Origin of the sequence: Izhakiella capsodis, from assembly GCF_900115045.1 — a bacterium.
Lineage (GTDB): Bacteria > Pseudomonadota > Gammaproteobacteria > Enterobacterales > Enterobacteriaceae > Izhakiella > Izhakiella capsodis.
The window spans coordinates 241,194-254,649 of the sequence record NZ_FOVC01000002.1 but is presented as its reverse complement, the minus strand read 5'-3'; the positions used below and the strand labels follow the sequence as shown (position 1 = coordinate 254,649).

The 13,456-nt window shown below is 47.4% G+C and carries 12 protein-coding genes, 1 tRNA gene and 1 pseudogene; 8 read left to right on the top strand and 6 right to left on the bottom strand.

Features of this window, described 5'->3' with window-relative positions; all coding sequences use genetic code 11:
- The first annotated feature begins 247 nt into the window (after positions 1-247).
- A tRNA-Phe gene (locus tag BM191_RS04535) sits at positions 248-323 on the top strand.
- 300 nt (positions 324-623) lie between these two features.
- Here the strand turns inward: BM191_RS04535 and BM191_RS17055 are convergent.
- The 3 genes and pseudogenes from BM191_RS17055 to BM191_RS04520 all read right to left on the bottom strand — a co-directional run bounded on the left by BM191_RS17055 (position 624) and on the right by BM191_RS04520 (position 3,378).
- Positions 624-788 carry a site-specific integrase gene (locus BM191_RS17055; protein ID WP_230479529.1) on the bottom strand — a complete coding sequence of 55 codons (165 nt, stop codon included), beginning with the start codon at positions 786-788 and terminating at the stop codon, positions 624-626.
- An 890-nt stretch (positions 789-1,678) separates the two neighbouring features.
- A complete protein-coding gene (locus BM191_RS04525; protein ID WP_143088788.1) occupies positions 1,679-2,362 on the bottom strand; it encodes a hypothetical protein in 684 nt (227 codons plus the stop codon).
- 323 nt (positions 2,363-2,685) lie between these two features.
- Positions 2,686-3,378, bottom strand: a pseudogene (locus BM191_RS04520) (IS1 family transposase).
- A gap of 741 nt (positions 3,379-4,119) precedes the next feature.
- Here BM191_RS04520 and BM191_RS04510 point away from each other — a divergent pair.
- The 7 genes from BM191_RS04510 (at position 4,120) to BM191_RS04485 (ending at position 10,135) form a co-directional block, all read left to right on the top strand.
- Complete coding sequence (locus BM191_RS04510; protein ID WP_092875588.1) at positions 4,120-5,097, top strand: ABC transporter substrate-binding protein; 978 nt, start codon at positions 4,120-4,122, stop codon at positions 5,095-5,097.
- Positions 5,094-6,128 carry a FecCD family ABC transporter permease gene (locus tag BM191_RS04505; protein ID WP_092875586.1) on the top strand — a complete coding sequence of 345 codons (1,035 nt, stop codon included), beginning with the start codon at positions 5,094-5,096 and terminating at the stop codon, positions 6,126-6,128. The genes BM191_RS04510 and BM191_RS04505 overlap by 4 nt, the downstream gene beginning before the upstream one ends.
- Complete coding sequence (locus BM191_RS04500) at positions 6,125-6,925, top strand: ABC transporter ATP-binding protein (RefSeq protein WP_092875584.1); 801 nt, start codon at positions 6,125-6,127, stop codon at positions 6,923-6,925. The genes BM191_RS04505 and BM191_RS04500 overlap by 4 nt, the downstream gene beginning before the upstream one ends.
- A gap of 492 nt (positions 6,926-7,417) precedes the next feature.
- Complete coding sequence (gene allC, locus BM191_RS04495; RefSeq protein ID WP_092875582.1) at positions 7,418-8,653, top strand: allantoate deiminase; 1,236 nt, start codon at positions 7,418-7,420, stop codon at positions 8,651-8,653.
- Between the two features lie 10 nt (positions 8,654-8,663).
- On the top strand, positions 8,664-9,449 hold the full coding sequence (gene allE / locus BM191_RS04490) for a (S)-ureidoglycine aminohydrolase (protein WP_092875580.1): 786 nt from the start codon (positions 8,664-8,666) through the stop codon (positions 9,447-9,449).
- A gap of 41 nt (positions 9,450-9,490) precedes the next feature.
- Positions 9,491-9,637, top strand: coding sequence for a hypothetical protein (locus tag BM191_RS16745; protein ID WP_177203291.1), 147 nt, complete (start codon positions 9,491-9,493; stop codon positions 9,635-9,637).
- A 276-nt stretch (positions 9,638-9,913) separates the two neighbouring features.
- Entirely contained in the window at positions 9,914-10,135 is a 222-nt protein-coding gene (locus tag BM191_RS04485; protein WP_407927855.1) for a hypothetical protein, read from the top strand.
- Positions 10,136-10,282: 147 nt separating this feature from the next.
- On the opposite strand, the gene BM191_RS16740 is transcribed toward BM191_RS04485, so the two are convergent.
- The 3 genes from BM191_RS16740 to uxuA all read right to left on the bottom strand — a co-directional run bounded on the left by BM191_RS16740 (position 10,283) and on the right by uxuA (position 13,377).
- A complete protein-coding gene (locus BM191_RS16740; protein WP_177203290.1) occupies positions 10,283-10,447 on the bottom strand; it encodes a hypothetical protein in 165 nt (54 codons plus the stop codon).
- Between the two features lie 260 nt (positions 10,448-10,707).
- Positions 10,708-12,129, bottom strand: a complete 1,422-nt coding sequence (uxaC, locus tag BM191_RS04480) for a glucuronate isomerase (RefSeq protein ID WP_092875578.1) — start codon at positions 12,127-12,129, stop codon at positions 10,708-10,710.
- Positions 12,130-12,192: 63 nt separating this feature from the next.
- Positions 12,193-13,377 carry a mannonate dehydratase gene (gene uxuA / locus BM191_RS04475; RefSeq protein WP_092875576.1) on the bottom strand — a complete coding sequence of 395 codons (1,185 nt, stop codon included), beginning with the start codon at positions 13,375-13,377 and terminating at the stop codon, positions 12,193-12,195.
- Positions 13,378-13,456: the final 79 nt, after the last annotated feature.

The following is a 13,456-nucleotide window of genomic DNA, read 5'->3' as shown; positions in this document are numbered from 1 at the left end:
CGCCTACCGCAGGCAGAGCTCGGCAGGTATCAGGCGCAAACGTAAGTATTTCACTTGCCCTGGGCTAACAACAGGAAATGGCGCTCTTCTCGGCGAGGTATGATTAAAACTGACGCTGTTAAGCGCTGCGCCATGAGCCTGATGTGTAGCGAATCAATCACAGATGGTGGAAAAGCGCGCTGTCAGGCACTATTTAGTCATAAAGCATTTGACGCCATACTTGCATTAGGGTTTAATGCGCCCCGTTGCCCGGATAGCTCAGTCGGTAGAGCAGGGGATTGAAAATCCCCGTGTCCGTGGTTCGATTCCGCGTCCGGGCACCATGCATCAAAGCACGTTGGTTAAGGAATAAGATCCTTAACGGGCGGTTAATTCGGAACCGATAGATAGATGTCAACGTGGTTTTCCCGGTACTTACACTCCGGCGTTGATATCAGGTTCCTTCGGAAAGGATGCCTGTGTAAAACCACAGGCATCCTTTACTCGATAGCTGTGAATTTTTACAGCTTGTTAACGTTATGTCAGTACGTGTCTGGCCTCTTCTTCACGTGTAGGAGTCAAATCCATATACAGTGACGTTTCGTCTTTCAACACTTGCCCGTTATCTTCAAATCCAGTTCGACCTATTCCAGGGTTGTGCTGACACTTCGATGCCCCAGCAATCTCTTTACCACTGCCAAATTACGGTCGGGTGATTTCATCAACTCATTCGCCAGAGTATGTCTGAACCGATGGGGGCCTACCTTAAAACCACACTCTTTCGTTAGTCGGGTAAAGAACGAACGGATTGTATCGCAGGTTCAGAACCAACCTTCCCCAACAGGTGCAGGAAAAGTTTCACATCAAAAAGATAATCCTCCGGTTAGGCTCCTTGCGCGACGGCGCGATCAACAAGTATTCGTATACGGTCGCTCAGGAAGTTGACTATTGGCACCAGCCATTCCCTGCGTGTTTTGCTTCCTTTTTTACATAATAAAATAGAGTTAGTTTCAAGATTGACGTCTTTTAAACGCAGGTGTAACAGCTGATTCTGTCGAACGCAGCACATCATACACCGTGCGCCAGTGCCTCGCAGGATAGATTGGGCAAGGCGGGAAGTGTTTCAGCCAGTGATTTTCGTGCTCTTTAAATTGCCCCAGCACCAGATTTACCATTATCAACCGATCCCGGCTGAGGGCTTTCTTAGGTTTACTTCCCGGTGGTACTGCGTTTCGTTTAGCGGATTCTCATTAAGAATGAGCCACTTTTTCTTTATCCCCTGGTTGTAGATTGCACCTGAATGGCGGACCTGATTATTCCACGTACTTGTTGTTATTCCCTCTCCCAGCTGGTCCCGACGCCACAAAATCAACTCTCGGCTCGTGACTTCATTCGGTAACATGTCATTCCCAACATATTTCCTGAAAACTGCGACCGCCCGGCGATAGCTCATCTCAGTTTCATGACGTAACGGCATAGGTTATATTTTCAACAGTAGCATCTCAAATAGTTGGAAAATTTGTCCTCTATTCTATCTTTTCAAGAATAATAAACCCTCTTTGCATACCGTCAGTACCAGGGCGACTCATTGCTTGATACAATTCAGATAAAGGGATCCATGGGTCATCTGGATATTTATAATTAGCGCACTCAATAAGATGAGCGAAAACATGTCCATTCTCATCTATCTTCATTTTATCTAAACAGGTGAAGTGCCCACCATTTCCTTCGAGACCATATAAAAATGAGGAACCAAAATTAATAACGCAACGTTTTCTTGGCTCAATAATGATTGAAATCTCTCAAGCGAGATGTCTGGTGTAGAATATGATGTGGATTTCCAATCACACTGAAATTTGTTAAAAGATCGATTTGCAATCTTTGACAACTCATAGAGACTTAACCCTTCTTTAAATAGTTTATCTCGCTCTGTTTGCGTTAGTACGTTGTCAATCATATACTCAAACTTTTCTTTGATTTTTAATTGTGGTTCCAATACGTGCCAAAATAAATCTTGTGTCGCCAATAGGAAAGAGGCCAAATTGCAGCTTCTTGCAGTAGGTTGTGTATGATCTTTGCTAACAACATCTTTTCCTTTAGATAAATATATCAGTTCTCCATTAGGTTCTTCCGAAAATCTTTTAGTGTGAGGATTTTCAAATTTCAGAAAGTCTTTACGTATAGTATTATACAATTTCTGATCTTTTCTCCAGAGAGCAGTGTCATCATATGGGCTCGAACTCGAATGTCCAGATAATTTTAAATTAGGTGTGGAGCGTGACATATTAGTGTTTTTCAAATTAGTTAAGTTAGAGAGTAACAGGCTGTTATTTGAAGATTTCTCATCCATATATTTTTCTGATGAAGATTTTTTTATAGCCATTGATGAACATCTACTGAGGGGGCTACTGTTGTATTAATCATTACTATCCTCGCTATAAGTTACATAATAATGGGTCTGCTTGCCCGGTTGTATTGGTAGAACTTGCCTTGTTGAATAAATCGAATGATTCATCTGCCCCATAAGCTACATCATCAGCTCACACCGATTATCATCCGCCGACACCGCTCTGTCATTCAGGAGACTGTTGCAAAGTTCGTGTAATAAACACAGCATTCCTACTTTTTAATCATGCATCATCATCACTAAATCATCTTGTAATACTATCAAAAAACACGAATACGTTTTTTTGGTAATGCCACCAATTAGTAGAACGTGTCTTCCGATAACGCATCGATGACTTTTTTATGGATGGCAACTGAGCGCGAGAAGCAGATCGTTTTACGGGCCAACCGCTTAATGCGCGTGCAGAGCGCCAGGTTTTTGTACTCAATACTTTGGGTGAATATTTTGCACGTCAGATGCTTATCTTTTGGCACGTCCCGGCCATAGCTGCCCCGGCTGTCGCTGGTGATCATGCCGATGGTAAGGACTCCAGTAGCGCTGGCAGTTCCCGGCAGGTTTCATCGGTGCGGGGACCAAAAGTGCAGGTCAGTTCACCGCCTGTTTTGGTGTTGTACGCATACCAGAGCCAGTGCTGCCGGGCTTCACTGCCCACGAAGCGCCATTGCTCATCGCGTTCACAGATAAGCGCCACATCAGCTTGGGCGACGGGCGAATACGTTAATCGCTTTGGCGCGAGTTTTTAAAGTCCGGATGACGGTATTAATGCCCATTTTGAGTGTTATGGCGGTATCGCGAACCTCAGCGCCATTCAAAACCATTTCGGTGATCTGCTCTTTAACCCCCGACTTGTGAGCTTTATAAGCGTAAGTGAGCTAAGACACGCGCTGGCAGTTATGGCAGCGATATCTGTCTGACTGGCCTATAGGGTTTTGACCATGCCAGTAAACTTAAGCAGACTGGCAATGAGGACAATCAACGTTAACGCTGGCCATAAGGTAACCTTAAAAGCCCATATTATACTTCATATACAACCAGTTAAAGGCATCACCCTGCAACCATTCGGTTATGTCTATCTTAGCCCTGTAGCGATTAACTGCTGCCGGATCAGATGAATTTTATAATTTTTATTGATAATCATTCTCATTTGATGGTAAAAGAAAATCGCCTCTTTTCTGCCAGTGAAGTGGGCTGTTCGGTCGCAGGGCCCGATCATGGCACTGTTAATGTGTTTAGATTTGCTGGCAGTGAATACGCTGACTTTATCAGGCGTCCGATAATTAATGCCGATCGGTTTTTGGGCTTGAAACAGACGTATCCGGTGGAAATCAGTGGCTGCGGTTGTGCCGTTGGAGCCAACGTCATGCGTAGTTGCACCAGCGCACTCCGGCTTCAATCGTCCCGACCTTGGATCGGACGCATCAGTAGCGCCCAACGGCGTTGATTCAGGCAGTTACAGACCAGAAAGAGAACAGGTCAGCGATTCATATCGCGATCAAAAAGCAACAAACGACCGTAGCGACGACGCCATCGTCTTATTTCTTCTTTAACGAAGGCACTTTTGATGGTCATTTATCAGAATTCAGGTTCAGGTTGATAACTGGCTGAGCTTGTCTGTCGCTACGCAATGAATTCAGTTGGAAGTTATCGCATCACAAAAAAAAGAGGCGCGACAGATGTTCGTTTGCAGAAAATCTTTATGTACGGCGCTGGTGTCAGGGATACCAGGTTTTATCATGCTGCTTAATGTCGCTGAGGCAGCGCCCAATTTCCCCCTGACCATTGAAAACTGTGGCTATCAGGAAACGTTCAATGATCCTCCACAGCGCGTCATAACGATCGGTCAGCATGAAACCGAGTTACTGCTGGCGCTGGGGCTGGAAAAAACCATCAAAGGCACTTCCGTATGGTTTGGCAAGCTTCCCGCCGATCTGACACCACGCGGTAAAGGCCTGGAAAAGCTTGCTGACAATACACCTGGTTTTGAAGCCGTCGTGGCGCGAACTCCAGACCTGGTCCTCGCGCAATATAGCTGGCATCTTGGCCCTCAGGGTGAAGTCGCCACACGAGAACAGTTTGAAAAACTCGGCATCAAAACCTGGCTTTCACCTGCCGATTGTATCAATAAATCCGTGACGGATAGTGCTAATGCAGATGGTGCCCGGACAGCCCCATTCTCAATCGACACTATCAAACAGGAAATCAACGAACTTGCACGTATTTTCAATATTGAAGCGCGGGGCGAGGCCCTGAACGAAACGCTGTCCAAACGCATTGCAAGCGCAATTAAGCGAGTCAAACAACCGCCTGCGACGCCGCTGAAAGTGGTGTTCTGGTTTTCCAGTAGTCGGCTGAATGGTGACCCTTGGGTCGCAGGCAGCAACGGTGTACCTGGCTGGATCAGTCGGACCCTGGGCCTGCAAAATATTATAAGCATCCGGGACGAATGGCCTGCCGTCAGCTGGGAGCACATTGTACGCTTACAGCCCGATCTCATTGTGTTTGCCGATATGGACCGTCGTTTATATCCGGCAGACGATGCAAAAATTAAGCGCCATTTTCTGCTTAATGACCCACTAACTCGTCAAATGCCAGCGGTGCAAAAAGACCATATCATTATTGTACCCGCCATGTCGCTTAACCCATCGTTACGCAACGTTGAGGCAGTTGAACTTCTCAGTCGCCATATCGCTACGTTAACGGGACACTCATGAGGCCCACGGGATTTCATTCAAAAAATGGTCTGACAGTCATTTTCACAGGAGTAATTAGTCTGCCGCTGATGCTGATTATCGCCGCTGCCAATGGCGATATGCCGGTGCCTTTCACCCACGCAGCGATGGCGTTGGCGAACGGCCTGGGGTTTAGTCACTTTCCTCTGCCGCCAATTGAGGAAGGCATCGTCTGGCAATATCGCGCCAGTCGCGCACTCATGGCGGCTTGTAGTGGCGGCGGCCTTGCCCTGTGCGGGCTGGTGCTACAAGCCCTGTTACGTAATGCGCTCGCCGAACCCTATCTGTTAGGGATTTCAGCCGGTGCTTCCACGGGCGCAGTGTTGGTAATGCTGATAGGCATTGGTGGGGGTATTCTGAGCGTCAGCGTCGGCGCATTCATCGGTGCCTGCGCCGCTTTCGCGCTCATCATGCTACTGGCACGGGGTATGCGCGATAGCGCAACGCGTATCATCCTGGCGGGTATCGCCGGCACGCAACTGTTTAATGCCTTGACCGCAAGCATTATCAGTACCTCCGCTAATGCTGAACAATCGCGTAGCGTGATGTTCTGGCTGCTTGGCAGCCTGAGCGGCGTTCGTTGGCCTGATGCGTTGTTAACGCTTTGTGTAACGCTAAGTGGGTTGCTGCTCACACTAAGTCTCGCGCGATCGTTGGATACGTTCACTTTTGGTGAAGAAATTTCGGCAACGTTGGGCACCCGCGTACAGTACGTGCGCATTGCTCTGCTACTGCTGACCGCCCTGCAAACTGCGGTCATCGTCAGTATCATTGGTGCGGTAGGCTTCGTCGGCCTGGTCATTCCCCATGTGGCGCGCATGATCGTCGGCTCCGGTCATTTAATATCGGTACCGATCTGCTTTATTATCGGCGCCCATTTTATGATCCTTGCCGACCTGTTATCCCGCACCTTGATGACACATCAGGTTATCCCTATCGGCGTAGTCACCGCGCTGGTTGGTGCGCCTGTTTTTTGCCTAATTCTTTACCGCTCGCGTGGGAAAACAGGATGAAAATTTCGGTCAACAACCTGTCCGTAATGCTGCAGAGACGACAAATTCTTCAGGATATCTGCTTTGAATCCGCCGCAGGCCAGACAACCGGATTGCTTGGCCCCAATGGCTCCGGCAAATCCACGTTGCTCAGATGCCTGGCAGGCTTGCCGCCAACGGGAGGGCGTGGCGTCATGCTTGACGATTCGGCACTGTTTACCATGAGCCAGCGCACACGCGCCCGTAAACTGGCATTTGTTGCCCAGCATGCAGACACCGAGGACAGCCTGCGGGTGGAGGAGATCGTCCGACTGGGACGTACACCGCATCGTAGCGCGTTTTCTCGTTGGCGCGCTGATGACCGTGCAGCGGTTGACAGAGCTATCGAACAGATGCATCTACAGGCGTTGGTCGACCGCTGCTGGCATCAACTATCCGGTGGCGAACGACAGCGTTGCCAGATAGCCAGAGCGCTGGCACAAAACCCCAGCATTCTGCTGCTTGATGAGCCAACAAACCATCTCGATATACAGCATCAGCTTGAGCTGATGCTACTGATCAGTGAACTGCCAGTCACGGTCGTAATAGCGTTGCACGACCTCAACCTGGCCGCCAATTATTGCCAGCAGCTGGTGGTACTCAACGCAGGAAAAATAGCCGCATGTGGAGCACCAGAAAACGTTTTGACACCCGCGTTAATTCAATCGACCTGGAATATTAACGCGACGGTGAGTGATCCCCTGGCGAGTAATATGTACATTCAGTTTAGCTATCGCCAGCGCCGTCCGCTACCCGATCGGCCTGTATCAACAGGTTAAGAAGATAAAGTTGTACCCTGTCATTATTGAGCAGTCTTTTTTGTAATGCCTGATTCTTGATTACTTTTCAGCAACAAAGTAATACATTTTTCATTATCTCAGGCGTGACAGGCATCACATCAAAATAGTGATGACTGGTTCAATAAGGACGGCATTTTCATTAACAGGCGTCATTTCATCTTGTTTTAACCGCCGTGCTTAATAAAAAATCACGCATTATACAATAAAATCTAACTATGACTCTTTTCGGACGCAGATCACAATCTCACATTACATTCACAGTATTTTAACGCATGTAGCTTTAGTCGCGCAGGCAACGAACAAAGATTACTGAGATGATTGCAGGCCATATGACGTTGAAAAATAGCGTCACGAGGGCCACAGGACGTCGTTATTGCCAATACCGTTCGCTGTCCGGTAGCCAACAAACTCAGAGAAACTGGCAACCCCGCCTGCCCTTAAGCTTAATGAATTCAGTAACAGGAGTTACAGATGGTTGATTATTTTCGTCGCGCTATCGAGGAAAACTTACCCTGGCTTTCCTCATTTGGCGCCGATCCCACCGGCGGTCTGACGCGTTTACTTTATTCTGCCGAGTGGCTTGCAGCCCAGCAGGCCTTAAAACAACGCATGGATCAGAGTGGGCTGGAAACCCGGTTCGATCAGGTTGGCAACCTTTATGGCCGACTGGAAGGTAGCCGTTTTCCACAGCAGGTTATTCTAAGCGGTTCACATATCGACAGCGTCGTCAATGGCGGTAATCTTGACGGACAGTTTGGCGTACTGGCGGCATGGCTTGCTATTAGCTGGTTAAAACAGACCTACGGGCAACCGCTGCGTTCGCTGGAGGTGGTCGCGATGGCTGAGGAGGAAGGCAGCCGTTTTCCCTATGCCTGTTGGGGAAGCAAAAATATCGTGGGAATTGCCAACCCGGCGGATGTCGCCACAATCCGCGACGCTCAGGGTGTTCGCTTTGTCGATGCAATGAAAGTCTGCGGTTTCAGCTTGCCCGTCGTGCCGCTGGCACCGCGTGAGGATATTAAAGCCTTTGTTGAGCTGCATATCGAACAGGGTAAGGTGCTGGAGACAAATCAGCAGTCGATCGGCGTAGTCGAGGCAATCGTCGGACAGCGCCGATATACCGTAACCCTGAACGGCGAGTCGAATCACGCCGGCACCACGCCGATGAACTATCGCCATGACACTATCTATGCTTTCAGCCGTATTTGCTGCGAATCCACTGCGAAAGCAAAAAATCTTGGCGACCCCCTGGTGCTCACCTTCGGTAAGGTTGAAGCATACCCCGGCATCGTTAACGTGGTTGCGGGAAAAACGATTTTTACTATTGATTGCCGCCACACCAACGCTGCCGAGCTCCATGCATTCAGCGAGGTACTGGAAGCCGATATGCGCCGTATCTGCGAGGAGTTGGGGGTAGATATTACGATTGACCTGTGGATGGACGAGGCACCCGCGCCAATGGATAAACGGCTGGTCAAACAGCTGATCTCCTTGTGCGAAAAGCAAGGGTTGAGTTTTCGCAGGATGCCCAGCGGTGCAGGCCATGACGCGCAAATTTTCGCTCCCCATGTACCGACCTGCATGATTTTCATACCGAGCATCAAGGGTATCAGCCACAACCCGGCAGAAAGTACTCATCCTGAAGACCTGGCTCAGGGAGTCAGAACACTCGCATTAATGCTGCATCAACTGGCCTGGACTGAATGAGGAAAGATTAATGGGATATTTAAATAACATCGTTGGCTATCGTGATGATTTACTGGCCAGCCGATCGATTGTACGCCATGGCAATTATGCAATCTTAACGCCTGACGGTCTGGTTAAAAATATCGTCCCGGGTTTTGAAAAATGCGATGTCACCATATTATCAACCCCGAAAATCGGCGCGTCCTTCGTCGACTATCTGGTCACCCTGCATCAAAATGGCGGCAATCTGCAAGGGATCGGCGGCGAAGGCATTGAAACTTTCCTGTACGTTATCGAAGGCAAGGTAACGGCACAAGTAGCAGGCGAGTCCTTTCATCTCACCCAGGGTGGCTACCTTTATGCCACGCCAGATGAACCTATGACATTTATCAACAACCAGCCCGCTGACAGCAAAGCTTTCCTCTACAAACGCCGCTATAAGCCAGCAGGAAATCTCGCCCCGCATATTGTCAGCGGCAATGCCGGCCAGCTGGAACGCATCCATTATGAAGGCATGGATGATGTTACTCTGGTCGATTTCCTGCCAAAAGACCCGGCATTTGATTTCAATATGCATATTCTCACCTTCGAGCCAGGCGCCAGCCACGGCTATATCGAAACACACGTACAGGAGCACGGCGCTTATATTCTTTCCGGTCAGGGTATGTATAACCTGGACAATAACTGGGTGCCGGTTAAAAAAGACGATTATATCTTTATGGGTGCATATGCACTTCAGGCAGGTTACGGAGTCGGTCGCGGCGAGCCTTTCAGCTATATCTATTCAAAAGACTGCAACCGCGACGTTGAACTTTAGGCTGTACTTAAAATCCGGGGCGTCTGAAATCCGGGTTAATCTTGAGTTATGTTGGACTTGCCACGGTGGAAACCGTGGCTTTTTTAATTGCCTCAGGCACCCGGACGCTGACGGGTTTTAAGGACGCTGGCAACAGAACAGATAACGATCGTGCTCGCTGCTGTCCAGCACGCCAGGATGCTGAATAACCCGTCGAAGATGGGCTGTTGAATACTCCCGGCTCCATCACCTAACGTGCCGACAATACCGGTCATCCCGATCTGGTGCTTTGTTTGCTATACCTTCAGACGAGAAAAAAACGCCTGTCGGATGATGGACGCTGAGAGCAATTACTGCGGCTGACGTTTGAGAATCAACTTGCCCATCGGTGTCGGCGCAAAGCCCTGCTCAAGATCATAAATGACTTCGTTACGCACCGGGGGCAGAACAAAAGCGCCGCCAACTGTCAGGAGCTGGCGCAGTGCATGCTGAAAAAAGTGGGGCTGAGTGACCGTGTGGATTACTACCCGTCAGGCCTCTCCTGCGGCCAGCAACAGCGCATGGACATTGTCCGCGAAGTGGGCGACCGCGTGGTGTTTATGCACCTGGGGAATGTCTGGGATCAAGGCGACAGCAAAACGCGGTTCGCCAACTCACAGACCACGGGACTGAAGCCGTTCATCCCCTTCGTGCGCGCCCTCAACTGATAGGACTGACAAATCAAATTTGGGATAACAGGATGGGCGATGATTTCTGTGGCGTGATTGAGATCGACACGCTTCATCAACGGTTCATACAAACCGTGGGGCTTCATTTTCCAGGAAGGAATGCTGCTTGCGGCAGGTTGGTCGTGGTCATAAGCGGTGAGAAAAGCCTTTTTTAGCTGCATCCGCAAGGAAGTCGGCAGGGCTGGCGTGTTGAGTGGATTTATCCTCTCCACCTTCGGTTGAAACCATAGGCACAACTTGAGTCCTGGTACTGTCATAAACAGTGGCGGTTTTTATGACAATATTTTCCATGTGTACACGCGAATAACGTCTCTTATGAGTACAAATTCGATGCAGAAACTAAATTAAATATGCGATCGATATACCGGTAAAAAGGGTGACTCGACAACAGCTGAATATCTTCCCCTCATCCTCCCCCTGTTATTTATATCTGTGCCTACCAGCCCTCTTATTTTCCAACTCAAGATGACTCAATGCTTCAAAGTTACTGAATAACCGTAACTGTTTTACTCCAGTAGAACAGTTACGGCTCAGCACGATACGACTTGATATTAACCTGATACTTCTCCAGCAGAAAAATAATGTCGTGCATTGTTAAAGCAAATGTTTTGTACCATCGCACCTAACACTTTTTCGTCCCGTGGAATTTCGCCATTTACAACCAAAGTACCAAGCATATTACATAGAATACGTCGAAAGTATTCATGACGAGTGTAAGATAGGAAACTGCGTGAATCCGTCAGCATACCCACAAATTGGCTTAACAACCCCAATTGAGATAACTGTTCCAGTTGTCGCTGCATACCATCTTTTTGATCGTTGAACCACCAGCCAGATCCAAACTGAATTTTCCCTGCTATTCCTCCGCCCTGGAAATTTCCTATCATCGTAGCAACAACTTCATTATCACGCGGGTTCAGGCAATAAATAATTGTTCTTGGTAGTTCATCTGTTTTATCCATTTCATCCAGTAAGCGTGAAAGTGGATAAGCTACGGGTGTATCACCGATCGAATCAAAACCGCTATCGGCGCCGAGTTGATGAAACATACGTGTATTATTATTACGTAGAGCGCCAATATGTAGCTGCATTACCCAATTATTTTTCGCATATTGTTTACCAAGCCAGACCAATACGGCTGTTGAGAATTGGGCTATTTCTTTTTCATTGGGCATTTCGCCCGTCAATCTTTTTTGCAGAATACGATCCAGCACCGATTCTTCGGGGAGCGGTTCATAACGCAATATTTCAATACCATGATCAGAAGCAATGCAACCATGTAAGGAGAAATACATTAATCGGTGTTCCAGAGCCGTGAGCAAATCACTGAAACGCTGAATATCAACATCGGCACACTGTCCGAGTTTATTCATATAGTCAGGAAAATCAGGCTGTTCAATTTTAAAAACACGGTCTGGTCGCCAGCTTGGCCTAACCTCAACATTAAAACTGCTATCTTGAGCAATTTTCTGATGATACTCCAGGGTGTCAGTGGGATCATCGGTAGTCCCGACCATTTGAACATTCATTTGCTTCATTATGCCACGGGCTGAAAACTCATCCTGGGTCAATTTTTCATTGGCTTCATGCCAGATCTCTTCCGCTGTCTCCGGATTTAATACTTTACCTGTGATACCAAAAGGACGACGTAATTCTAAATGTGTCCAATGATAGAGGGGATTACCGAGCGTCATAGGAACGGTTTCAGACCATGCTAAGAATTTGTCATAATCACTGCTATGCCCAGTGATAAGATTTTCAGAAATACCCGCTGATCGCATACCACGCCATTTATAATGGTCGCCTTCTAACCAAATTTGACTAAGGTTATCGAAACGTCGATTTTCTGCTATTTCTTTAGGACTCAGGTGGCAGTGATAGTCATATATTGGCATTGCTTCTGCGTAGCCATGATAAAGATGGCAAGCAATATCACTGTGCAGTAAAAAATCTTCACAAAGAAATGATTTCATAGGATCACCCAATTATAGTCTGGCAACAGATTGACTAGCGCCAATATCAAACAGCAGGAGTTTCTATTTTGAATAGAATGCGCGCTTAATACCCATCTCCATACCTCTAATTTCGGCAAGGCCTTTAAGGCGTCCAATTGCTGAATAGCCTGGATTGGTTTTCTTATTCAGATCATCCAGCATCTGGTGACCATGATCGGGGCGCATAGGGATAAGCGATGTATCCCCACTTTTATAACGACGATGTTCTTCAGCAGCGATCGCACAAATTACGCTATACATATCCACATCACCGGAAAGATGAGCTGCTTCATGGAAAGTATAAGGATTTTCTTCTCTGATGGTTGAGCGCAAATGCAAAAAATGAATTCGAGGCCCAAAAGTATTAACCATATTGACAAGATCATTATCTGCACGGACGCCATAAGAACCAGTGCACATTGTATAACCATTCGCATCACTGTTTACGGTATCAGCCATCCACTGCATATCTTCAATAGTAGAAACAATACGCGGAAGACCAAGGATCGGACGTGGCGGATCGTCGGGGTGTACCGCCATCTTAAGGCCGCACTCCTCAGCAACAGGAATGATTTCTTTCAGAAAATAGGTAAAATGCTCACGTAATTTCGCTTTATCAATATCAGCATAACGTTTCAACTGCTGACTGAATTGTGTCAGTGTATATCCCTCTTCAGCACCGGGAAGGCCTGCAATGATGTTATTAATTAATTTTTGTTTTTCATCATCACTCATAGTCTCAAATCGCGATTTTGCCTGTATACACTCTTCAGGCGTATAGTCTTTTTCAGCCCCTTCGCGCTTGAGTAAATAAATTTCGAATACAGCAAACTCAATTTGATCAAACCGTAGGGCTTTCGAACCGTTTGGTAGCTCATAGGCAAGATCAGTTCTGGTCCAATCAAGAACTGGCATGAAATTATAACATACCGTATAGATGCCACAGGCAGCCAGATTACGTAAAGACTGTTGATAATTAGCAATCCATTTTTCATAGTCTCCGGTCTGTGTTTTTATATCTTCATGAATAGGTACACTTTCTACCACACTCCATTCCAGATTATTGGCTTCAATCAGGTCTTTTCTCTTTTGGATTTCTTCGATAGTCCAGACTTCACCGTTAGGGATGTGATGCAGTGCGGTTACGATGCCCGTTGCATCTGCCTGACGGATATCAGATAGAGTCACCGGATCTGCAGGTCCATACCAACGCCAAGTTTGTTTCATGAGTAACTCCTAGAAATAATAATAAAATCTTCTGGTCATCCAGGAATGGTATATTTATCGTTTTATATTAAGTTAAGTA